This window comes from Actinacidiphila sp. bgisy167, from assembly GCF_057707665.1.
Window position 1 is genome coordinate 48,987 of sequence record NZ_JBYIQP010000003.1, and the last position, 22,549, is coordinate 71,535.

Consider the following 22,549-nt stretch of genomic DNA (forward strand, 5'->3'; position numbering starts at 1 on the left):
GGTCAGTTCGCCATGCGCAGACGTGAGAACAGGTCCTTCACGAGACTGCCGGCTTCCTCCACGAGGTAGAAATGACCGCCTTCGAAGGACCGGACGTGAAACCCTGACCGTGTGATCGCGGACCAGGCCGCGACGGAATCGTGTTCCAGATCCGCCTCGCCGTTCCCGTAATAGGCGACGACGGGAACATCGAGGCGGGACTCCTCGTCGGGAATGCGAGCGTCGTAGCGTTCCAGCAGGCGGTAGTCCGCGCGTATCGCGGGTAGCACGAGCTCACGCAAGGCCGCGTCTCGAAACACCTCTGCCTGCGTGCCACCCAACTCGACCAGCTCCGCCACCAGTTCCTCTTCGGGGGCATCTGCCAGCGCCGGCCGTCTCTCCCTTCCCGGTCCGCCGCGTCCTGACACGAACAGCCCGGTCAGGGTCCGTCCGTGTTCCTCCCGCAGACGAGTGGCGAGCTCATAGGCGACGGACGCCCCCATGCTGTGTCCGAAAAAGGCGACAGGAACATTGAAGAGATCGCGAGACGCATGGGACAGATCAGCGACCAGCTCGTCCATCGTCTCGGCCGGAGCGTCCAGGAAACGGCTCTCGCGTGCCGGATACTGGGCGGCGAGCAGCTCCACGCCGTTCGGTACGAGATCCTTCCACCCACGGAAGAAGCTGGCGTTGCCGCCCGCGTGGGGGAAGCACAGGAGTCGCAGCCCGGGGGCCGGAGCGGACCGGATGGTCCGGAACCAGCGACTGGTCGCCGTCTGAGACGTGCCGGTTTTCTGAGGGTTCACTCGGATCCATCCGGTTGAGGTGTCCGGATCGCACGCTCGGCACCCATGCGCGCGGCGTCGGGCGACGAGCCGCGTCACCTCGATGGTTCTCGGCAGTGGGCCCGGCCGGCGCGTGCTCCGGAGTATGCAGCGCTTGTCAGGCAGAGTTTATCGCCGGTCGTCGGCCGCAGCGCACTGGGCGCCGCCACCGGTTGGACCGTGCCTCTGCCGCGGTGAGCCGACCACGCGTGCGGTCCGCCGAAAGGGCGGGGCATGCCGACACGGCTGCGTGCCGCGCTCGGTGAGCGTTGACACGTTCCGCCGGAGGCGAGCGCATTGGTATTAACGGGCTGTCAACCGGACGTCGCCCCGGATGTCCCCGCCCGTTGTGCCGGCCCGCGCAGTATGGTCACTCGCTCCGGATGCGCTGCGGCCGAATCCGACCCGCGATCGTCCACCTCCGGCTCCGAGGAACCCGCAACTCAGCCATGAGCTTTCCCACTCCCGGCGGCCGCGATCGACTGCCACGCCCGTTCTACGCCGTGTGGGCTTCGGTGACGGTCTCCGGCATCGGTGACGGCATGCGCCTGGTCGCTCTTCCGCTGCTCACCGCCGGCCTCACGGACGACGCCCGGCAGGTCGCCCTGGTGGCCTTCGCCGGGCAACTCCCCTGGCTCCTGGTGAGCCTGGTCTCCGGCGCACTGTCGGACAGGTTCGAGCGCCGTCGCGTACTGTGCCTGGTCGACGTGGCCCGTGCGGTCGTAATGGCCTGCCTGGCGCTCCTCACCCTCGTCGACGGCCTGTCCATACCGGTGCTGGCCGGTGGGGCTTTCCTCCTGGGCTGCGGCCAGACCCTCTTCAACGGAGCGTGGTCGGGCATCGTGCCCGGGCTGGTGCCGCCTGAAAGGCTGACCAAGGCGAACGCGCGCCTGCAGGTCAGTGCGCTGCTCGTCGGTACCCTGCTGGGCACCCCGACGGGGGCGGTCCTGTTCGGCGTCACGCCGGTGCTTCCGCTCGCCGTCGACTCGATGTCGTACGCGTGTTCGGCGGGATTGATCCTGCTGGCCGCGGGCCGTGGCCGCACCCGTCCCGAGGGAGGCGGCCCGATACGGCGATCACTGCGCGAGGACGCCCTCCAAGGGCTGGTGTGGCTGTGGAGGCACCGGCTGCTGCGGCAGTTGTGTGCGGTGTCCGCCTTGAGCAATCTCGTCGTGGTCGGTCTGATGTCCGTCCTGGTCCTGTACTCCCGCCAGACGTTGGGGCTGGAAGGTCCCGGCTTCGCGGTGCTGACGGTGGCCTACGCCGTGGGAGGCATGGCGGGGGTGCCGCTCGCACCCCTGTTGGAGGCCCGGATCGGGGCCCACCGGGTGCTACGGATCGGCATGGCGGCCACAGCGGCGCTCTGCGCCGGGATCGGTTCGACCTGGTCCGTCCCGGTGGTGGCGGTGTTGATCGCCGTGTACGGCACGGTGGGCTTGGTGTGTAACGTCACGGCGGTGTCGCTACGTCAGTCACAGGTTCCGGAAGGGTTGTCGGGTCGCGTCACGATGTCCTTCCAGATGGCCACCATGTGCGCGGGCGCGCTGGGGACCCTGCTGGCGGGGCTGGCGTATCACGGCATCGGCCCGCGGGCGCCGTTCATGGCGGGGGCGGTACTGCTGCTCTACCTGGCCGGCGCCTGTTTCCGACGTCCGCGGACCGCCGTCCCGGCGGAAGCCTCCGCCGTCTCGGCCTACCGCTGAGCCCCGCACCGGTCCGGACGGCCGGCACCCGGCAGGGGCCGGCCCGGCTGGTGCCCGGCTACGTGAGCGCCGATCCGGCCTTCCACTGCTCCCAGGACATGTTCCAGCCGTTGAGGCCGTTGCCGGGGGCGACGGTGCGGTCGCGGGAGTGCTTGACGACGACCACGTCGCCGATGAGGGAGTTGGTGTAGAACCACGCCGCGTCCTGCTCGGAGTCGCCGCCTCCTCGGACGTCGTTCAGCCCCACGCAGCCGTGGCTCACGTTGGAGTGCCCGAAGACGGAGTCCGCCGCCCAGTAGTTGCCGTGGATGAAGGTGCCGGAGGTGGACAGGCGCATCGCGTGCGGGACGTCGGGGATGTCGTACTCCCCCGCGTAGCCGACCGTGGCGCCGTTCATACGGGTGGAGACGAGCTTCTCGGAGATCACCATCTGCCCGTTGTACGTGGTGCTGCCCGGCGCGCCGGCGGTGATCGCGATCGTGCGGACGGCCTTGCCGTCGCGTTCGACCCGCATGGTGTGCGTGCCCGCGTCGACGGCGGAGACCTGGCGGCGGCCGACGGTGAAGCGGACGGTCTTGTCCTGGGTCCCGTAGGCGTTCGCGGCGCCCTTCACCCCGTCCAGGCGCAGGTTCAGGGTGACCTTGGAGTGTGCCTTCCAGTACGTCTCGGGGCGCAGGTCCAGGCGCTGGTCACCGAACCAGTGGCCGACCACCTGCTGTCCGCTGTCACTGGTGACGCGTATGCCTTCTTCGACGGCCTTCTTGTCGGTGACCGGCTTGTTGAAGGTCAGCGACACCGGCATGCCGACACCGACGGTCGAGCCGTCCTCGGGGGTGAAGGTGCCGATGAGGCGGTCGTTTTTGGCGAGCGTGGTGAAGGACAGGCGCCGGGTCTGCTTCCCGCCCGCCTCGTCGGCGGCGTGGACGACGAGGCGGTACGAGGTGCCGTAGGCCAGGGCCGCCTTCGGGGACCAGCTGCGGTGGTCGCCGGCGGTGGTGCCGGGCACCGCGTCGCCGCCCGCGGTGGTGAGGGTGACGGACGCTATCGTCCCGCCGGCGACCTCGACCCGGCCCGCGCCGCTGACGGACGCGTGGCGGTCGCCGTCGGCGGCGCCGGTGGTGAGCCGGAAGACGGTCGCGGCGGCCCGCGGCGTGGCAGAGGAGCCGGTGGGGGCCGGAGTCCCCCGGGCGGCGGACGTCGCGGCGGGCTGCCCGCTCGCGCAGGCGGTGAGCACCGATGCTCCGCCGAGGGCGAGGGCGAGGGCGGTGAGCTTGGGACGGGAGGGCACGCCTGCTCCTGTCGGGAGGACGGTCATCGGGCGAGGGAGGCCGCGTCACCCATGACGACGACGGGATGGTCGGCCGGATCCAGGGCCAGCAGCAAATCCTTCATGTGCGCCTTGGAGATGCTGACGCAGGCGTGCGTGGGACCGCCGTGGTCGACGTGGATCCATATGCCGCCGCCGCGGTTGGCGCCCATGGGCTGGGCGCCGTCCATCGGGGACGTGCCGGGCCGCCGGTTGTAGTTGATGGCTATGACGTAGTCGAAGGAACCGGCGAGCGGTTCTCCCTCGAAGCCCGTACCGCCGACGGAGAAGGCGCCGGAGCGGTGGTAGGGCAGCTCGGTGCCGGGGTCGGCCAGCCGTCCGCCGGCGTCCGTGAGGCCGAACACCCCTATGGGGCTGTGCAGATCGCCCGCGTAGTGCTCGTCGGTCCAGCCCTTGTAGCCGTTGTGCGCGTCCCACACGGCGCCAGGGCGCCAGCCGCCGTCCACGCGCTCGTGGAGGACGACCTTGGATTTCGCCGACTTCTTGCCGGCTCCCGTGACGATGACGACCTGACGGGCGCCGGCCGGGACCTGCGCGAGGGTCTTGGGGCCGAGCCCCGGCAGCCGGTCGGGGTACTGCGGCTTCGGCGGGGCCGTCGTCGGAGCCGTCGAGGGGGACGCGGGCGCGGCCGTGGGCACGGCGGCGTCCTGGACGACCGACGCCGTCTCGGCTGCCGGACCGGGGTTCCCCTCGGGGAGGTACTGGAAGGCGGCGATTCCCAGTGAGGAGACGACGACGGCCGCAGCCGCGGTCATGTAGGGCCTGTTGATGCGCATGGGTGCGGACTTTCTCGGGAGACGGTGATGCGGAGGGGGGAGACCCCGGTGGCGGGGGCGCGCTGGAGCCGGGCACCGGGCGGGGTCCGCGGGAGGTGCGGAACGACCTGCAGCGGCGCCCGTGTCAGGTCCCGTCCCTGGGTGGGGAGTTCACACCCGCTCAACCGGGCGGCCCCGTGTTCGGGTTGCCTCGATGTCGAAGGGTTTCCCGGGTGGCGGTGCGCCGGTGCCGTGCGGACGGGTCAGCCGGCAGGGCGCCGCGGAGCACGTCCCGTCGTGCGGGACGGCGCACGGCAGCGCCGAGCGGCCTCGAGCGCTCTCGGACGGTGCGGGGCGGCGGGCGGTGGCGCCGACCGTCGCCCGGGGATCCGCGGCGTCACATCAGCGGCGTATCCCCGGCACGCCGGCGGGCGCCCGCGGGCCGCGGGCCGGCCCGCGGGGCGACGGTTCTCTCGTGGATCCATGCGGGCCTCGGCCGGCCCTTCCGGACTCAGAGGCCGCGCGGCGCGACCTCTCAGTCGCGGGCGTTGTCCGGCACGGTGATCTGCTTCTCGCCCCAGCTCATCCGGGTGGTCGCGCTGTAGTTCACCGTCGTCCCGGCGGTGAGGCCGGCTTCCCTGGCGCGGGCGGACGGTTCCACGAGCACGAGTTCGTCGCTGAGCATGGCGCCGTTGGACGGGTCCACGATCAGCCGCTCGAGGGTGGTGCCCAGGGGTCCGTCGTAAGTGACGGGGAATTCGACGGCCACGCCTTCACGCCCCAGGGGATCGGTGGCCTGTCCCGTCACCCGGACCCCGGGCAGATCCGCCATCACCCGGTACGCGGCCGCCCGCACTCCGGGCTTCACGGGCATCGTGACGAGGTTGCCCGCCTGGCGCAGCATCCAGGCGCTGCGTCCCGCGGTGCCGGTGTCCGCGCCGTTGTCCTGCGCGTACAGCCGCTCGAGGTAGCGCCGCAACTCGTCGCTGGTGGCGGGCAGTGCGCGCAGGTCCTTGTAGGAGACGTTGCGCGGGCCGACGGCGTAGATCTTGTCGTCGTCGTTGGTCCGCAGGACCAACGGCCGCCCCTTCCCGAACGAGAAGAGCAGCGAGCCGTGCGCCTTCCCCTTCCCGGTCTCGACCGGCACGGAGCGCGGTGAACCCGCGGCGCGCCAGCGGGCCTCGTCCGCCGCGGTCAGGGGCTCCGTGACGGAGTCCAGGCCGGTGACCATCAGACTCCCGGTTCCGGGGCGCACACCCACCGACCACTGCGAGACGGACGATGAGCGCACGGCGAAGAGGTGCCCCTCCGCACCGCCGACGTCCACGTTCTGCGAGTGGGTCGTGGTCTGCCAGTACGTGCCCTCTTCGACCGAGGACTCCGCCTGCCTCGCCGCGCTGAGCAGTTCGATGTGGCCGTCGACACGGAAGTCACCGCCCTCGCCGGGGACGCCCGTGGTGGAGGACGGCGGCTGGGCGGTCGGCTGGTCGGCGGGCTCCCGCCAGTCGACGGCGCCCACGGCCACCACGGACACCGCCACGGCGGCGAGCGCCGCGGCGCCCAGCGGACGGAAGGCCCTGGCACGGCGCGGTGCGAGGAAGCGTGCCGCCGGACCGTCCGTCGGCGTCATCACGATGCGCGCGAGATCCTCACGCTGCCGGGCGGGGTCGACCAGCCGGGCCGGGTCCAGTGCGTCGGGCCGCGCGTCCGCGAGCACCTTCAGGACATCGGGCCGCCCGGAGGGCCGGGGGGACTTCTTCACGCGCGTGCTCCTTCGCGATGAGCGGGGTACGGGGCCTGTGCGGGGGGTGCGGACGCCGGCTCCGGCGGAGCAGCTCCGAGTGCCTTCTCCAGGCGGCGGCGCGCCCGGTACAGCCGGACGGTGAGTGTCGCGGTGGTGCAGTCCAGGACCTGCGCGGCCTCCTTGGCGCTCAGGCCGTGCCAGGCGATCAGCGTGAGCAGCTCCCGGTCGGCATCCGGCAGGCCGGCGAGGGCCTGCAGCGCGTCGTGCCGCCCGGTGACCTCCGACGCGACGTCGCCGGCGCCGGACCCGGTGCCACTGCTGATGCGCCGTGCTTCCTCGACGGCGAGGAGGTACTGGTGGGCGTCCCGGCGGCGCAGTTCGCGCACCAGGTTGCGGGCGACGCCCAGGAGCCACGGCAGTGCCGGGTGCGGGATGTCCCGCACCCGCCGCCAGGCGACGGTGAACGTCTCGCTGGCGATGTCCTCCCCTACCTGCCGCCCGACCAGGCTGGTGGCGTAGGCGAGGACTCGTGGGTAGCACTCCTCGTATACGTCCCGGAAGCGTTGGGCATGTGTCACGCGCCGTCCCCTCATCTCGCACTCTCACCATGCAATGAGCGCGGCGGCCGGTTTCTTACATCCGGCAGCGACAAATCTCACGGATGTGGTCCACATCACGCGGGAACGGAGGGTAGGAGCGGTGATCCGGGCCCGGCATGCGGCGCGCCGCCCTCACCCGGCACGGGTCCGGGGGCTGCGGCCCGGACCGGTGTCACCCGGCCGGGCCGACGGGCGGCCCGCACGGTCACGCGCCGCTTCCCGCACCGACCCGCGCCGCAACGGCATGCCGATCTCCCCCCTCGCGGGCCCCCTGAGAGGTCGCGGCGCCCCGGCACGAAGATCGGCCGCCGCCCCGTGCCGGGGCGGCGGCCGTCGCGGGGGAGCGGGTCAGTGCGGTGCGGGCGCCGGCTCCAGGACGAAGAGCGGGATCTCGCGGTCGGTGTTCTTCTGGTATTCGGCGTAGTCGGGCCACGCCTCCACCGCCCGCTCCCACCATTCGGCCCGCTCGTCACCGGTGACCTCCCGGGCCGTCATGTCGCGGCGCACCGGGCCGTCCTGCAGTTCCACCCGGGGGTCGGCGACCAGGTTGTGGTACCAGACCGGGTGCTTGGGCGCGCCGCCCTTGGACGCCACGACCGCGTAGCGGCCCTCGTGCTCCACCCGCATGAGCGGCGTCTTGCGGACCTTGCCGCTCTTCGCGCCCAGCGTCGTGAGGACGATCACGGGCTTGCCGCGCAGCGTTGTCCCCTCCGTCCCTCCCGAGCCCTCGTACAGCTCGACCTGGTCCCGGACCCACTGCTCGGGGCTCGGCTGGTACTCGCCCACCAGAGGCATGTCGTTCTCCCATCTCGGCCATGCGACGTCGTCGCCCTGGACATCCTCGCCCACCCGCCGCCTTCCCGGCGGCACCTCCCGCTGTCGGGCCGCCGTACTCCGTGCCGATCACGCGAAAGGGGGTCGGCTCGAGACCGCGCCGGACCTCGCGGGCACCGGCGGCGAGAGCATTGCGCAGGCCGCGGGGCCGGGCGGCACCATGCGGCCGCGCCGGAACGGCGCGGCCGACGGCGTGACGGCGCCGGCGTCACCCCTGGGGGCGGGTCGCACGGGCCGGGCCCGGGTGGAGGGGGCAAGGGCGTCCTCGCTACCCTGGCTGCGGGAGCGACCGGATGGCCCTGCCGCTCACCTCGCGCGGCACGACGCGGATCCACAGCTCCCGCTTCCCCCCGGCCCAGGGCTCGCCCCCGGGGCGTCGGCCGAGGGCCTGCGCGGCGGCGGCGTCGGAGATCGGCTCGGCGGCTCCCGCCACCAGGACGCTCCAGCCGACCCGGTGCTCCTCGTCGACGAAGTCCGTCTCGAAGGCGACGCTCGTGCCGGACGCGACGGCCGCCGCTCCGGCCGGATCCGTCCGGTAGGCGATCGTCCGCCCGTCCACCCGGTAGTTGACGGGCATCACGACCGGCGCCTCGTCGTCCTCCCTGCCGGCCTCGTAGGCCACGCGGCCGATGCCGTGCGTGCCCAGCCGTTCCCAGCACTCGCCCTCGGACAGGCGCTGCAGCACCGGCCGGGCCGCGGGGCCGCCGCGTCCCGGCGGCGCCTCGCGGGAGCCCGTGACCAGCTCCTCGTACGGCATTCCCAGCACACGGGCGACGCGCCGCAACGCGTCGGCGTCGAAACCGGCTCCCAGCTCCTCCACCTGCCGCAGGTACGCGGTGGACATCCCGGCCCTCAGGGCCAGTTCCTCACGGGACATGCCCAGCTGCTTCCGCCGCACCGCGACGCGGCCGGCCACGTCCTCGGCGTCCAAGGAGCCTTTGCCCGCCGAGCGGGACTGTTCCGGACCACCCCGCACAGCCGCTCACCTCCTGCGTCATGTCTCCTTACAGGCCGCGCGCATAGGCGGGCCTGCGTCGCGGGTCGACGGCTCTCGCCCGGCGGCGTTGTCGTCGGTCGCCGCAGCTCCGCTGCGTCTCCCTTCTCCGCCTTGCCCGGCTCGGCCCTCGACCCGCTCCTTTCTCCACCCCGCCTATCCGCGCGACCTCTTAATCAAGCGCAGCAGACCCGCTCGCCGCCCGCCAGTCCAGAGCCCGTACCTGTGTCTGGGCTCGCCCGCGCGCAGGGGAACGGCCCCTGCGCCGCCGAGCCGTGTCACCGGGCCGGCAGGTCGAGCAGCCGGGAGCGGCCCGGCGCGACGGACCAGGTCCGGCCGTCGAGGCGCACCCGGACGGGAGCCGCGGCGAAGGCGGGGACGGCGATGCCGACGTGGTCCCTGTCGACGTGGATGCGCACGCCCCAGTGGCCCCGGTAGCGCACGGTCAGGGCGAACCGGGAGAGCTGCGGCAGCGGCGCCGGATCGAGCCACAGCGCGTCCTCGCGGGCCTCCAGGCCGGTCAGGCCGCGCTGCACGAGGTCGAGGGTGCCGGCCATGGCCCCGAGGTGGACGCCCTCCTCGGTCGTGCCGCCCTGGATGTCGGTGACGTCGCCCAGCAGGGCCTCCTGCGCGCAGGACCACGCGCCGGCCCGGTCGGTCCGGGCCAGCACCCAGGCGTGCACCACCGCGCTGAGGGTGGAGCCGTGGCTGGTGCGCCGCAGGTAGTGCTCGACCGTCGCACGCCATGTGCTGTCGTCGAGCTCGTATCCCAGGTGCGCGAGGAGGCGGTGCAGTTCGCCGGGCGGGAACAGGAAGCCCAGCATGAGCACGTCGGCCTGCTTGGACGCCTGGTAGCGGTTGACACAGTCCCCTTCCGCCTCCAGGATCCGGTCGAGCCGGCGAATGTCGCCGTACCGCGCGCGCAGTCCTTCCCAGTCGAGCTCCTCCAGCTCGCCGTAGCCGGCGAACTGGCTGATCACGCCGGCGTGCCAGGGGACGTACAGCTTGTGTGAGACGTCCTCCCAGCGGTCCGTCTCCTCGGCTGCGAGACCCATGCGCTCACGCAGTTCGTCGCGGCGCGGCGCCGGGAGGGTGCGCCACAGGTGGAGGGCCCGGTCCAGCACCCAGGCGGCGGTGAGGTTGGTGTACGCGTTGTCGTCGATGCCGGGTGAGGCGGAGTCGGGGTAGGCGTCGTGGTACTCGTCGGGCCCGACGACACCGCGGATGCGGTAGCGGCCGCCGCTGTCGCGGTCGGGGTCCCAGGTGGCGAGGCAGGCCCAGAAGCGGGCGATCTGCAGCAGCATCTCGGCGCCCTTGGTGTGCAGGAACTCAGTGTCACCGGTGGCCTGGGCGTACCGCCAGATGTTGTAGGCCACGGCCGATCCGACGTGGTGCTGGAGCCTGGTGTGGTCGGGCAGCCAGCGCCCCGAGCGCGGGTTGAGGTGGAGGGTCTGGGTCTCCTCGCGTCCGTCGCTGCCGCTCTGCCACGGGTACATCGCCCCGGTGCGGCCGGCCCGCTCCGCCGCCAGGCACGCCTCCCCCAGGCGGCGGTGGCGGTACTCCAGCAGCGCCCGGGACACCTCGGGAAAGTGCAGGTCCAGGTAGGGCAGGACGAACAGTTCGTCCCAGAAGACGTGGCCGCGGTAGGCCTCACCGTGCAGGCCCCTGGCAGGCACGCCCACGTCCAGTTCCGCCGTATGGGGGGAGAGGGTCTGCAGGACGTGGAAGGTGTGCAGCCGGAGGATCCGTCCGGCCTCGCCGGGGACGTCCAGGCCGGCGCGGTGCCACAGCCGCTCCCAGGCGGCCGCGTGGGAGGCGAGGAGGCCGCGGAAGTCCGGGGACCGCCCGACGCGGTCGAGTGCGGCGTGCAGCGGGTCGCCGATCGCCCGGTCCCGGGAGGTGTGCAGGGCGACGGTCTTCTCGACGACGGCGGGGCGGTCCGGCGCCACCGGGACGGTCAGCCGGTGCACCACGGTGCGCTCTCCCGCCTCGAATGAGCCGGTGTCCGCCGGACGCGGCGTGGCGCGGGTGCGGGCGGCGAGTGTGATGCGGATGTCGGAGGCGGTGGTCCGGCAGCGCAGCCAGACGGTGTCGGGTTCCGCCGTCCCGGTTTGCGTGCCGGTCAGGTGACGGCCGTTCAGGGCTCGGTAGCGGGCGACACCTGTGTTGGCGACGGCGCCGTCGAGCGCGGACTCCACCTCCAGTTCCCCGGACCAGTCGCCCTCGGCGCGGAAGACGGTGCGCAGTGCGGCGAGGTGCGGATCGCTCATGTGAACCAGCCGGGTCTGCTCGACGGCGAGGATCCGTCCGCGCGGGTCGCGCAGCCGGAACGTCCGGGTCAGAGTGGCGTGGCGGAGGTCGAGATCCTGCCGGTGCTCCAGCAGCGAGCCGTCGTCCGGGGTGAACCACGTGCCGCCGTCCCGGATCCTGAACCTCAGCGGCAGCCAGTTGGGCAGGTTGACCAGGTCCTCGTTGCGGACGGTTCGTCCGGCGACGGTGGAGTCGAGCCGGTTGTAGCAGCCGGCGGCATAGGTGCCGGGGTAGTGGTGGGGGCCTGCGGTGGTCTCCGGGGCTGCGGCGCGGGTGGCGAAGTAACCGTTGCCGAGGGTGCACAAGGCCTCACGCAGGCGCTCGCGGGCGGGGTCGTATCCCTCGTAGGACCAGGTCCACTCCCCCATCGTCACCCCTCTCGGGCCCGCGGCGGCCGGGGTCGGGCCCGCGGCACGCCGGAGGTGCGTGCGGACGTCACGCGGGCACGACCTCGATGAGGTCGCCGTCCGTGAGGCCCAGGGCGTCCGGTGTGCGCGTCGGGCTGCAGGGTGCGCCGTGGGCGAGGAAGCCGAGTCCTCCGTGGGCTCGTCCCGTCCTGGCGCAGTACGTGTCCATCAGCTGCTTGAGGGGCGTGTGCGGGCGCACCTGGAAGATCATCTCTCCGGTGTCGTCCTTGACCCACAGATTGATCGTGGCTTCGCTCATGACCGCACCTCCGCCGATACTGATCCGGCACGACACCCGATCCGGTGCGTCCGCCGCGCCGGGCCGGGCCGCCGTGGTCGTCGCCGGTGGCGGCTTCGAGGGGAACCGGCCTGGGCCGGACGGGCGCAGGGAGCGGCGGCGGCACCGGCTCCCGCGCGGCCGCGCCGCCCCGTAGGGCCACGGGTCCGGCCGGAACCGGCGAAACCCCCTTCCATGATGCGACACGGACTCCGCGCACGCCGCGCGCCGGCACAGGAGCGCCGACGTGCCCGCACCCAGGCCGGCTGAGCGGGCAGGGCGGCGGCGCGGCCGCGGTTGCCTCAGGCGTGGTCGACGAGCCGGGCGTGGCCCTTCTGGCGCGCGCAGTGGGCGCAGCAGAAGAACTGTCCGTCGGACTGCAGCCCGTGCCCCAGGATGCGGCACTGGCAGTTCTCGCAGATCGGAGCCATCTTCTGCGCCGCGCACTCCAGGCTGTCGAAGATGTGGAGTGCTCCCGCCGCGCGGACCTCGAAAGCCATCTCGTAGTCGTTGCCGCAGACTTCGCATACCGCCATCGGTTGCTCCTCGCGCCGTTTCACGGGTGGACCCTGGACGCTACGAGGCTGGAGCCGGGCCCGCCCCGAGGCAAGGCGACCAGCGGCAGGAGCGCCGGCAATCACCCTCCTGCACCCCGGGGAGCGCACCCGCGGGGCCACCAGGCGCGTCCCCCTGCGTGCCGGCCGCCCTCAACCGGGCCAGGTGCCCGTCAGCCGCCGGACGGTAGTGGCGCCCGCGCGGTCGACGGCGGCCTTGACGGCCGCGAAAAGCGCCCCCTGCAGAGCCGCCGCCAGGAGTACCTCACGCCACGTGCGGTCCTCGTCGGTGGCGTCCGGAGCCGCCGCCTCGTGCCGCAGTGCCTTCCACACCTGTTTGAAGAGCGCGCCGGCCACCATTCCCGAGAGCGCGCCCACCGCCATGCCGACAGGCTTGTACACGATCTTCGACTTCCTCACCGGTACACCTCCCAGGTGGCTTACCCACCCTCTTCCCCTTCCCCGGAACGCGCCTTCGGCCGCCGAAGCCGCAGCAGCCGAGAGGCCGTGCGGAGAGGTGGGCGGAGCAAGGAGCGGGTCGAGGCCGACTCCGGCACGGCGGAGCAGGAAGTCGCGGCGGAGTTGCGGCGATCGACGACAACGCCGCCATGCGGGAGCCGTCGACCCGCGAGCCGCCCCGCCTGTCCGCGCCGCGTACAAGGCCCACGCGCCGCGAGGGCCCCGGAGGCCACTGCCAGGGCCGTGCCGTTCACGCGGCGCGTGAGCCGCTGCTCCCAGCCTGCTCCCGACCTGGCCGCGGCGCATCCCGGCCCTTGACCGGCATCCCCGCCGAGTCCCCCTGATCACCACCGGCCACATATCCGTCACGAAGCGAGAACCCCATGGCTTCGCTTCGACGCCTACAGGCCGGGTAAGCGAAAACAGAAGAAACCACACAAAAGGGGAGATGGTCTGGATGACTCACACGCAACCCGGCATCGAGCAACATCCCGATCTGCTCGAACTGCGCGACGACTACGAGAGGGCCACCGCCACCAATCGCGGGCAGGCGACGGAGGCCATGGGGCTGATAGCAGGTACCTACCTGGCCGCCTCGCCGTGGATCGTGGGATTCAACGGACTGTCGACGATCACGGTCAGCACCCTGATCGCCGGTATCGCCTACGCCCTGCTCATGGGAGGCGTGGGACGGGGCTACGAGCGCACCCACTCCAAGGCGTGGGCGGCCGCCGTCATCGCCCTGTGGACGATCATCTCGCCCTGGTGCATCGCCGGTGACGTCAGCACGACGCGCACCATAACCAACAACGTGATAGTGGGCGTGATCGCGCTCATCCTCGCTCTCGCCACCGCCTCGATGCGCCCGGACGGCGCCCGCAAGAAGGGCGGCGGCATGAGCGAGGCCATGAGCGGCCTGCGCGGCTCGCAGGGCGGTGCGTCGTCGCGGTGACCACGGCCGCCGCCGACGGGGAGCCTGCCGCCGCGAGGCGACAGCCCTCTCGGACGCATGGCCGAAGAACCGGATGCGTTCCCGAGCCTCGCCGGCGCGCAGCGCTCGGCGAGGGCCGCCGGAAGAAGGAGAACTGACGGCGGCCCGGTGAGTGGCCGGCACGCGCCGGCGGCACGGACCGTCCCCTCGACGACCCGGAGGCAGCGACGCCGAGTGCGGCGCCTCCGGGTCGATCGCTGTCCTGGGCGTGAGGGCCGGTGCCCGGCACGACCGTGCCGGGCACCGGCCCTCAGTGTCGCCCCGTCAGCGCCCTTGCGCGGAACACTCAATAAATTGCGCTGCCTTCGCACCCGCGGACGGGCCGGAGAGGCCCGTTCCGGCACGCGTCCGGAGCACTGCCAGGTGTTAAACCGCCAGCGCGCCCCGATGCGCCGCCCGCAAGCACTCCGCAACCAGCGCAAGCCTCGACGCGGCCAACTGCCCTCTTGATTACGTGCTGTTGACAAAGCGGAGACGTGCAAGAAATCTAATGACGCCGTTTCCGCAAGAATTCGACTGGTTGACTCAATCCGCATGCATGACCTCCCTCCCGGGCACCGGGAGGGACCTCGTCGGTCCCTGCTCGTCCCGCGAAACCTGCGTCCCCGCTCCCCCTGGTTCCTCCTCTGCCGCCACCGCGCACCCCCACCCCCACGGAATAGAGGACCCCATGCGTTGGAGATCCCTCAGCCGGCGGTCGCTGTCCACCGCCGCCCTGGCCGGGCTCATGGCCCTTGCGCCGTTACCGACGACCGCCCCCGCACTGGCAGTCTCCTCGGCCCCCGCCGCTGCCGCCGCCGACGTCAACCTCGCTCTCGGCCGCCCCGCCACGGCGGGCGGCTCCCACGGCGAGTACCCGGCCGGGAACACCACCGACGGCACCCAGGCCACTTACTGGGAGGGACCGTCCGGCTCCTTCCCGCAGTGGGTGCAGGTCGACCTCGGCGCCGCCCGCGGTGTCGACCGGCTCGTGCTGAAGCTGCCCGCCGCGTGGGAGGCCCGGACCCAGACACTCTCCCTGCAGGGCAGCACCGACGGCTCCTCGTTCAGCACCCTGGCCGCCTCGGCGGGACGCGTGTTCGACCCGGCCCAGGCCAACACCGTCGCCGTGGACCTGACCTCCCCCGCCGAGGCCCGCTACGTCCGCGTCAACGTCACCGGCAACACCGGCTGGAACGCCGCGCAGCTTTCGGAACTGGAGGTCTACGGCGAGGAGGACGGCGGGAACGAGCCGCCGCCCACCGGCACCAACCTGGCGCGCAACAAGCCGGTCGAGGCCACCTCGTCGGTGCACACCTATGTGGCCGCCAACGCCACCGACGACTCCACCGCCACCTACTGGGAGGCGGCCGGCCATCCGGCGGACCTCACCGTCAAGCTGGGTTCGGCGGCCGACGTCACCGGCGTCGTCGTCAAGCTCAACCCCGACCCGGTGTGGGCAGCCCGCACCCAGGGCATCCAGGTGCTGGGCCGTGCGCCGTCCGCGACCGGTTTCACCTCGCTGCGCGACCGCGCCGACTACTCCTTCAGCCCGGGCGCGGGCAACGCGGTGACCATTCCGGTCAGCGGACGCTGGGAGGACGTACGGCTGCGGTTCTTCGCCAACTCCGGGGCGCCCGGCGGTCAGGTCGCGGAGTTCCAGGTCGTCGGCACCGCCGCGCCGGCGCCCGACCTCACCGTCACGAGCCTGAACTGGTCGCCGGCCACCCCGTCCGAGCGGGACGCGGTCACCGTGAACGCCGGGATCCGCAACGCCGGCACCGCGCGCTCCGCCGCGACGACCGTGGACGTGGGCGTGGAGGGCACGGTCGCCGGCTCCGCCCAGGTGCCCGCCCTCGACCCGGGCCAGTCCGCCACCGTCGCCGTCCCCGCCGGCACGCGCGCGGCGGGCAGCTACGCGGTCTCCGCGGTCGTCGACCCGCGCGACACGGTGGCGGAGCTGGACGACAGCAACAACAGCCGCAACGCCGCCGACCGGCTGGTCGTCACCCAGGCGCCCGGGCCCGACCTCGAGGTCGGCGCCATCACCACCAACCCGGCGAACCCAGCGGTCGGCTCGTCGGTCTCCTTCACCGTCGCCGTGCACAACCGGGGCACGACGGCCGCGCCCGCCGGCTCGGTCACCCGCCTGCAGGCCGGTGCCACCACGCTGAACGGCACGACCGGTCAGGTCGCGGCCGGGGCGACGGTGAACGTCGCGATCAGCGGCAGCTGGACGGCGACCGCGGGCGGCGCAACCCTCACGGCCACCGCGGACGCCACCGAAGTGGTCGCGGAGACCAACGAGAGCAACAACGTGCTCGCCAAGCCCCTCGTCGTCGGGCGCGGCGCGGCCGTGCCGTACACCGAGTACGAGGCGGAGGACGGGCGCTACCAGGGCACCCTGCTGACGGCCGACGCCAAGCGGACCTTCGGGCACACCAACTTCGCCACCGAGTCCTCGGGCCGCAAGTCCGTCCGGCTCGACTCCGGAGGCCAGTACGTCGAGTTCACCTCCACCACGCCCACCAACTCCATCGTGGTCCGCAACTCCATCCCCGACGCCCCGGGCGGCGGCGGCACGGACGCCACGATCAGCCTCTACGCCGACGGCGGCTTCGTGCAGAAGCTGAACCTCTCCTCCAAGCACAGCTGGCTGTACGGCAGCACCGACGACCCGGAGGGCCTGACCAACCGGCCCGGCGGCGACGCGCGGCGGCTGTTCGACGAATCGCACGCGCTGCTGTCGCGCACCTACCCGCAGGGCACGACCTTCCGCCTGCAGCGTGACGTCGGCGACTCGGCGGCCTACTACGTCATCGACCTGATCGACCTGGAGCAGGTCGCGCCCGCGGCGGACAAGCCGGCCGAGTGCGCCTCGATCACCGAGTACGGGGCCGTCCCCGGCGACGGGCTCGACGACACCGACGCCATACAACGAGCGGTCACCGCCGACCAGAACGGCCGGATCTCCTGCGTGTGGATCCCGGCCGGGCAGTGGCGGCAGGAGCAGAAGATCCTCACCGACGACCCGCTCAACCGCGGCCAGTACAACCAGGTCGGCATCCGGGACGTCACCATCCGCGGCGCGGGCATGTGGCACTCGCAGCTCTACACGCTGACCCCGCCGCAGAACGCCGGGGGCATCAACCACCCGCACGAGGGCAACTTCGGCTTCGACATCGACAGCAACACCAAGATCTCCGACATCGCCATCTTCGGCTCGGGCACCATCCGCGGCGGCGACGGCAACGCCGAGGGCGGCGTCGGCCTCAACGGGCGGTTCGGCCAGGGCACGAAGATCACGAACGTGTGGATCGAGCACGCCAACGTCGGCGTGTGGGCCGGACGCGACTACTCCAACATCCCCGAGCTGTGGGGACCCGGCGACGGGCTGGAGTTCTCGGGGGTGCGGATCCGCAACACCTACGCCGACGGCATCAACTTCGCCAACGGCACCCGCAACTCCACCGTCTTCAACTCCTCGTTCCGCAACACCGGCGACGACGCGCTCGCGGTGTGGGCCAGCAAGTACGTCAAGGACACCTCCGTGGACGTCGGCCACGACAACCACTTCCGGAACAACACGATCCAGCTGCCCTGGCGCGCCAACGGCATCGCGATCTACGGCGGCTACGGCAACACCATCGAGAACAACATCGTCTCCGACACGATGAACTACCCCGGCATCATGCTCGCCACCGACCACGACCCGCTGCCGTTCTCCGGGCAGACGCTCATCTCGGGCAACGCCCTCCACCGGACCGGCGGCGCGTTCTGGGGCGAGGCGCAGGAGTTCGGCGCCATCACCCTCTTCGCGCAGGGTCAGGACATCCCCGGCGTCACCATCCGGGACACGGAGATCCACGACTCGACCTACGACGGGATCCAGTTCAAGACGGGCGGCGGCGCGATGCCGGGCGTGAAGATCACCGGCGTCCGCATCGACAGGTCCACCAACGGCTCGGGCATCCTCGCGATGGGCGGCGCCCGCGGCAGCGCCACCCTCACCGACGTCACCATCACCAACTCGGCGCAGGGTGACGTGCTCGTCGAGCCCGGCTCGCAGTTCACCATCACCGGCACACCGAACGGCGCGTCGGCGGCGCGCTCGTCCCGCTGAACCGGGCGGGGTCCCCGGCTCGCGCCGGGCCGGGGACCCCGCGCGGTGTCATACGCGCCCGTGGACCGGCGCCCGGGCGACGAACGTGTGCGCGACACCGGTCTGCCAGCCGGGCAGCGGCAGCACCCGGACCCGTGTGAAGCCCGCCCGCCGCATCCGTGCGGCGAAGGCCTCGGCCGTGTCGAAGGCGAGGACGCTGCGCCACAGGTGCTCGTAGAGGGGGCGGTCCCCGGTCAGGCGGGCGACGGGCAGCAGCAGTCCCCGGCACACGGCCGTCCACACCGCGCGGTGACGCGGCTGCCCGCTCAGGGCGAACTCGTGGACGGCGATGCGCCCGCCCGGGACCATCGCCTCCCGCACCCGGGCGAGGACGAGATCGGGGTCCGACACATTGCGGAAGAGATAGGCGGCGAACACCGCGTCGTACGGCCCGGCCGCCCCCGACTCGGCAAGCCTCTCGGCCGGGGCGCGGCGGAAGGTCACGCCGGGGCCCCACCGCTTGCCGGCCGCCACCCGGAGCATGCCCGCGGAGGAATCCACGGCGGTGATCAGGGCGCGGGGGGCCGCGGTGAGCAGGGCGGCGGTGGACGCGCCGGTGCCGCACCCCAGATCCAGCAGCCGCATCCCCGCCCCGCCCGCGGGCAGCCCCAGCCGCCGGGCCGACCTGCGCAGATGGGCGTGGTAGCCGGGATTGGCGGCGACCAGCCGGTCATAGAGCGCGGCTGCGTGGTCGAACGCGGTCACGAGGTCACCGCCGTGCAGCACCGTCATGAGCACTCCATTCGCCGGCATGGGCATCGGGGCGGGCCGGACCGGCGCACGGACGGCCCGCGCCCATCCCACCCCCCCCGCCGGTCGGTGCGCACCTCGGCGCGGCGCCTCCCCGGTTCCACGGACGGCCCAAGAACCGCGTGTCCGGCCCGGCCGTGGGCCCTGTCGGCCGTGCGAGCGGCGATCATCGCCGCAGCGCCGCAGCGCCGCAACCGCCGCACCACCGGCCCGGAGGATCCGTTGACCGAGACCGGCCTCCGTGGTGCCGTCGACGTCGTGATCCTGGCGCGCCGGGGCTGACCGGCCGCGCCGCCCGCCCGGCGCGCCTGGCGGCTTCAGCCCGGGAACCGGCCCTTGCTGCGCAGGGCGTAGCGGCGCTCGGCGTAGGCGAGGTCGTCGCGCCACAGGCGGGCCGCGGTCCGCCGCATCGCCGGCCGCAGCAGCGGCGCGGCCCGGCGTACGAGGGTGAAGCCAGGGCGCGGCGAGTGGGCGACGACGGCCTCGGTCACGGCGGTCCGCGGCCGTCCGTCCTCGCCGTCGCCGAGGGGGGTCGCATGGGTCTCGACGACGCTGCCGGCCCCCTCCCCGGAGACGATGCGCATCACGACGGTGCGCGGTCCGGGCGCGGTGAACTCGGCCCGCACGGGGACGCCGAGGCGTCCGCGCACCCGGAAGGAGACGTCGACCAGGAAGCGGTCGGCGGACGCGTCCGCGTCCGGCGTGTCCGTCCCCTGGGCGGCGGAGGGCCCCGGCGCCTCGACGACGGTGAGGTCGGCGAAGGAGTGGGGGTGGAACCAGGCCCCGTGCCACGGGTCCAGGCGGTTGGCGACCACGTCCTCGGGCTCGCACCGCCCGGTGGCGGTCATGACGGCCGCCATCGACGTCGCGGGGGCGGGCCGCGCGGGAACGGACGGCGCCGGTGAGGGTTCCTCACCGCCCACCGCGTCCAGCCGCACCCACACCAGGAGGCCGTCGTCGTGGGCGGGGTAGGGCTCCCAGCCCGGGTGCCCCGAGGGCTCGAGTGCGAGGCCGTGCCAGTGGCAGACGATCGTGCCGTCCCGCACGAAGCTGTCGCACAGCGGGGCGCCCAGGTGCGGGCACGCGCCGGGGGCGGCCCTGGCCTGCCCCTGCCGGTCGCGCCACAGCACCACTTCGAGGCCCGCCACGGACCTGCCGGTGACGCGGCGGCCGACGACCTCGGCACTGGCGGCCGCCACGTACCAGTTGCCGGACGGGCGGGACTGGGCACGCTTCAGCGCCGCCGCGATCAGGGCGGGTCTGGCGGCACGCCAGGTGGGCGGCTGGCCCTGCCACGGGCCGCCGCCGATCCGTGCCAGCGGTTGGAACGGACGGCCGGAGCGGCTCATACGGTCGACCCCTCGGGCGTGTCGGACACGGCGCCGCAGGGCACCGGGCGCGGGCGCACCCGGTGGCCGACGCGGCTGGAGACGACGCCCACGAGCCCGCGGGCGGCGCCGCGGGCACGGCGGCGGCGCGGCACGGCCACGCGGCGGTGCAGCACCGGGTAGTCGGCGGCCTCGATCTCGTCCAGGATGCCCCGGTAGAGCACCAGGGCCGTGTCCACGCAGGGGCGTGAGACGGGGGCGAGCATGGGGATGCCGACGGCCGCCCGGCGGTAGACCCCGCGGGTGAGCTCGGCGGTCTCGCGGAGCGCGGCGCGGACCCGCGGGTCGGTGGTGCCGCGCCGGCGGCACCAGGTCAGCAGGGCGCGGTCGGCCCCGTGGGCGGCCAGGATGTCGCCGGGGATGTAGATCCGGCCGCGGTCCAGGTCCTCGCCGACGTCGCGCAGGAAGTTGGTGAGCTGGAAGGCGATTCCGAGGGCGGCCGCGGCGGGCGCGGCCTCCTCCCGAGGGGTGACCGTGTCCAGGACGGGCAGGAGCTGGAGGCCGATCACCGCCGCCGAACCGTGCATGTAGGCGGCCAGATCGGCGTAGGTGGGGTACGCGGTGACGGTCAGGTCCATCCGCATGGAGGCCATGAAGTCGGTGAACAGCGCGTGGTCGAGCCGGTGCCGCCGCACGGTGTCGGCGAGGGCGGTGACGACGGGGTGGTGCGCCCGGCCCCCGCGCAGCGCGTCCGCCAGCGCCGTCTCCAGGGCGGCGAGCTCCTCGCGCCGGGCTGCGGGTGTGACGTTCGCGGGGGCGTCGGCCTCCACGGTGTCGACGATGTCGTCGGCCCACCGGGCGAAGCCGTAGAGGGCGTGGACGAAGGGGCGGCGGTCCGCGGGGAGCAGCCGGGTCGCCAGGAAGTAGGTCTTGCCGTGCCGGGCGTTCAGGGCGCGGCAGCGCGCGTAGGCGGCCCGTGTCCCGGGCTCGGTGATGCCGGCGGCGTCGAGTTCCCGGGCGGTCACAGGACCCTCCCTCGCGGTCGCTGCCTCGCCACGACCCGGTCCCCGGCGATGCGGGCCGCGGCGAGCTTCCCCGAGATCAGCACGGTGGGCACTCCCACTCCGGGGACGGTGCCGCAGCCGGCCAGGACGACGTTCTCGGCTCCGTGGACGAGGTTGCGGGAGCGGAAGGGGCCCGTCTGGGCGAAGGTGTGGGCGGCCGAGAAGGGGGTGCCCACCGCGTGTCCGGCCGCTGCCCAGTCGGCGGGCGAGACGGTGCGCAATGTCTCCACGGACGCCTCGAACCCCTCCAGTCCGCGCTTGTCCAGCTCTTCCATCAGGCGCTCCAGGTAGGCGGGGGCCAGCTGGGCCCAGTCGACGGGCCCGGTGGCCAGGTTGGGGCACGGGGCGAGGACGTAGTGCAGGTGGCGGCCCTCGGGTGCGAGGGAGGGGTCGGTGGCCGTGGGGCGGGTGATCAGCAGGGAGGGGTCGCTCATCAGGCGTCCCTGACGGGTCAGTTCGTCGAAGGTGCGGGTCCATGCGGCGCCGAAGGAGAGGGTGTGGTGCGCCAGGAGCGGCCAGGTGCGGCGGGTTCCGGCGTGCAGCACGAACGCCGAGGGCGACCAGCGCAGCCGTACGGGCCGCAGGGGGGCGCGCCCCAGGAGCCGGTGCACCACCGGCAGATCGGGTGTGAGGACGACGGCGTCGCAGGCGATCCGCTCGCCCTCGCCGGTGCGTACGGCCGTCACCCTGCCGCCGTGGCCGCGTTCCAGGGCGGCGGCCTCGCTGCCGTAGCGCAGGTCGGCCCCCGCGGCGGCGGCCTCGGCGGCCAGGCCGCGGGCGACGGCGTGCATGCCGCCTCGCGGGAAGTACACGCCGGCGACGGTGTCCATGTAGGCGATGACGGCGTACGCCGCCAGCGCCCGGGCGGGCGGCACGCCGGCGTAGAGGGCCTGGAAGGAGAACACGCGCTGCAGGCGCTCGTCCTTGACGAAGCGCGCGATGCGTGGCTGGAGCCGGCCGAATCCGCCGAGCGCCGCCAGCCGGGCCAGGTCGGGGGTGAGCAGGGCCAGCGGCGAGTCGAAGTTGACGTCGATGAAGCTGCGCATCTGCACCCGGTACAGCTCGCGCAGCCAGGACCGCAGCCGCCGGTACCCGAGTGCCTCCGGACCCCCGGCGAACCGGGCGACCTCGGCCTCCATCGCCTCCGGGTCGCAGTGGACGTCGAGCACGGAGCCGTCGGCGAACCGCGCCCGGTATGCGGGGTGCAGTTCCCGCAGCTCCACCCGCGAGGCCATGGAGCCGCCGGTGGCCGCGAACGCCTCTTCCAGGAGATCGGGCATGGTGAGTACCGTCGGGCCGGTGTCGATGCGGTAGCCGTCCAGTTCGAGCAGGCCGGCGCGGCCCCCCGGTCCTCCGTCGCGTTCCAGGACGGTCACCCTGCGGCCGGCACCCAGCAGGTGGAGGGCGGCGGCGAGCCCGGACAGTCCGGCGCCCACGACGACCACGTGATCGGTGCGGCCCTGGACGGTCCTCATCGCCGGTCGTCCTGGCGTACGAGGGTCCGGCGGA

General features: G+C 73.2%; 19 protein-coding genes. 4 read left to right on the forward strand and 15 right to left on the reverse strand.

All coding sequences use genetic code 11. The annotated features are described in order from the left end of the window. Positions 1 to 2: 2 nt before the first annotated feature. Positions 3 to 785, reverse strand: a complete 783-nt coding sequence (locus AC3ET4_RS01835; protein ID WP_431945105.1) for a thioesterase II family protein — start codon at positions 783 to 785, stop codon at positions 3 to 5. 467 nt (positions 786 to 1,252) lie between these two features. Between AC3ET4_RS01835 and AC3ET4_RS01840 the strand changes: the two genes are divergently transcribed. Continuing rightward, a complete protein-coding gene (locus tag AC3ET4_RS01840; protein WP_431945107.1) occupies positions 1,253 to 2,506 on the forward strand; it encodes an MFS transporter in 1,254 nt (417 codons plus the stop codon). 58 nt (positions 2,507 to 2,564) lie between these two features. Here the strand turns inward: AC3ET4_RS01840 and AC3ET4_RS01845 are convergent, their stop codons facing one another. From AC3ET4_RS01845 to AC3ET4_RS01890, 10 genes are all read right to left on the reverse strand, one after another. After that, entirely contained in the window at positions 2,565 to 3,794 is a 1,230-nt protein-coding gene (locus AC3ET4_RS01845; RefSeq protein ID WP_431945109.1) for a L,D-transpeptidase, read from the reverse strand. Between the two features lie 23 nt (positions 3,795 to 3,817). Continuing rightward, positions 3,818 to 4,609 (reverse strand): hypothetical protein, encoded by a 792-nt coding sequence (locus AC3ET4_RS01850; protein ID WP_431945111.1) that lies wholly within the window; start codon positions 4,607 to 4,609, stop codon positions 3,818 to 3,820. 514 nt (positions 4,610 to 5,123) lie between these two features. Beyond that, entirely contained in the window at positions 5,124 to 6,350 is a 1,227-nt protein-coding gene (locus AC3ET4_RS01855) for a CU044_5270 family protein (protein WP_431945113.1), read from the reverse strand. After that, positions 6,347 to 6,910, reverse strand: a complete 564-nt coding sequence (locus AC3ET4_RS01860; RefSeq protein WP_431945115.1) for an RNA polymerase sigma factor — start codon at positions 6,908 to 6,910, stop codon at positions 6,347 to 6,349. The genes AC3ET4_RS01855 and AC3ET4_RS01860 overlap by 4 nt, the downstream gene beginning before the upstream one ends. A 369-nt stretch (positions 6,911 to 7,279) precedes the next feature. Then, on the reverse strand, positions 7,280 to 7,726 hold the full coding sequence (locus AC3ET4_RS01865) for a nitroreductase family deazaflavin-dependent oxidoreductase (protein WP_431945251.1): 447 nt from the start codon (positions 7,724 to 7,726) through the stop codon (positions 7,280 to 7,282). Between the two features lie 307 nt (positions 7,727 to 8,033). After that, positions 8,034 to 8,741: a helix-turn-helix domain-containing protein gene (locus tag AC3ET4_RS01870; RefSeq protein WP_431945117.1), complete on the reverse strand. Its 708-nt coding sequence runs from the start codon at positions 8,739 to 8,741 to the stop codon at positions 8,034 to 8,036. A 296-nt stretch (positions 8,742 to 9,037) separates the two neighbouring features. Then, positions 9,038 to 11,437, reverse strand: coding sequence for a glycoside hydrolase family 65 protein (locus tag AC3ET4_RS01875; RefSeq protein ID WP_431945119.1), 2,400 nt, complete (start codon positions 11,435 to 11,437; stop codon positions 9,038 to 9,040). Positions 11,438 to 11,504: 67 nt separating this feature from the next. Beyond that, positions 11,505 to 11,735 carry a ubiquitin family protein gene (locus AC3ET4_RS01880; protein WP_431945121.1) on the reverse strand — a complete coding sequence of 77 codons (231 nt, stop codon included), beginning with the start codon at positions 11,733 to 11,735 and terminating at the stop codon, positions 11,505 to 11,507. 320 nt (positions 11,736 to 12,055) lie between these two features. Beyond that, on the reverse strand, positions 12,056 to 12,289 hold the full coding sequence (locus AC3ET4_RS01885; protein ID WP_431945123.1) for a hypothetical protein: 234 nt from the start codon (positions 12,287 to 12,289) through the stop codon (positions 12,056 to 12,058). 171 nt (positions 12,290 to 12,460) lie between these two features. Continuing rightward, positions 12,461 to 12,727 (reverse strand): DUF4235 domain-containing protein, encoded by a 267-nt coding sequence (locus AC3ET4_RS01890; RefSeq protein ID WP_431945125.1) that lies wholly within the window; start codon positions 12,725 to 12,727, stop codon positions 12,461 to 12,463. A gap of 496 nt (positions 12,728 to 13,223) precedes the next feature. On the opposite strand from AC3ET4_RS01890, the gene AC3ET4_RS01895 reads away from it, so the two are divergent. Then, complete coding sequence (locus tag AC3ET4_RS01895) at positions 13,224 to 13,718, forward strand: SPW repeat protein (RefSeq protein WP_431945127.1); 495 nt, start codon at positions 13,224 to 13,226, stop codon at positions 13,716 to 13,718. A gap of 709 nt (positions 13,719 to 14,427) precedes the next feature. Further along, positions 14,428 to 17,859, forward strand: a complete 3,432-nt coding sequence (locus AC3ET4_RS01900; protein WP_431945129.1) for a CARDB domain-containing protein — start codon at positions 14,428 to 14,430, stop codon at positions 17,857 to 17,859. Between the two features lie 48 nt (positions 17,860 to 17,907). On the opposite strand, the gene AC3ET4_RS01905 is transcribed toward AC3ET4_RS01900, so the two are convergent. After that, the gene (locus AC3ET4_RS01905; RefSeq protein WP_431945131.1) at positions 17,908 to 18,630 is read right to left on the reverse strand and encodes a methyltransferase domain-containing protein; all 723 of its coding nucleotides are present in this window, start codon (positions 18,628 to 18,630) and stop codon (positions 17,908 to 17,910) included. Positions 18,631 to 18,801: 171 nt separating this feature from the next. Here AC3ET4_RS01905 and AC3ET4_RS01910 point away from each other — a divergent pair, with 171 nt between their 5' ends. Next, complete coding sequence (locus AC3ET4_RS01910) at positions 18,802 to 18,930, forward strand: hypothetical protein (RefSeq protein WP_431945133.1); 129 nt, start codon at positions 18,802 to 18,804, stop codon at positions 18,928 to 18,930. 35 nt (positions 18,931 to 18,965) lie between these two features. On the opposite strand, the gene AC3ET4_RS01915 is transcribed toward AC3ET4_RS01910, so the two are convergent. From AC3ET4_RS01915 to crtI, 3 genes are read right to left on the reverse strand one after another with little or no spacing between them, the layout of a single operon-like run. Beyond that, positions 18,966 to 19,997 (reverse strand): Rieske (2Fe-2S) protein, encoded by a 1,032-nt coding sequence (locus AC3ET4_RS01915; RefSeq protein ID WP_431945134.1) that lies wholly within the window; start codon positions 19,995 to 19,997, stop codon positions 18,966 to 18,968. Further along, positions 19,994 to 21,001 carry a phytoene/squalene synthase family protein gene (locus tag AC3ET4_RS01920; protein ID WP_431945136.1) on the reverse strand — a complete coding sequence of 336 codons (1,008 nt, stop codon included), beginning with the start codon at positions 20,999 to 21,001 and terminating at the stop codon, positions 19,994 to 19,996. The genes AC3ET4_RS01915 and AC3ET4_RS01920 overlap by 4 nt, the downstream gene beginning before the upstream one ends. Beyond that, positions 20,998 to 22,515, reverse strand: a complete 1,518-nt coding sequence (gene crtI / locus AC3ET4_RS01925) for a phytoene desaturase family protein (RefSeq protein WP_431945138.1) — start codon at positions 22,513 to 22,515, stop codon at positions 20,998 to 21,000. The genes AC3ET4_RS01920 and crtI overlap by 4 nt, the downstream gene beginning before the upstream one ends. Positions 22,516 to 22,549 lie beyond the last annotated feature (34 nt).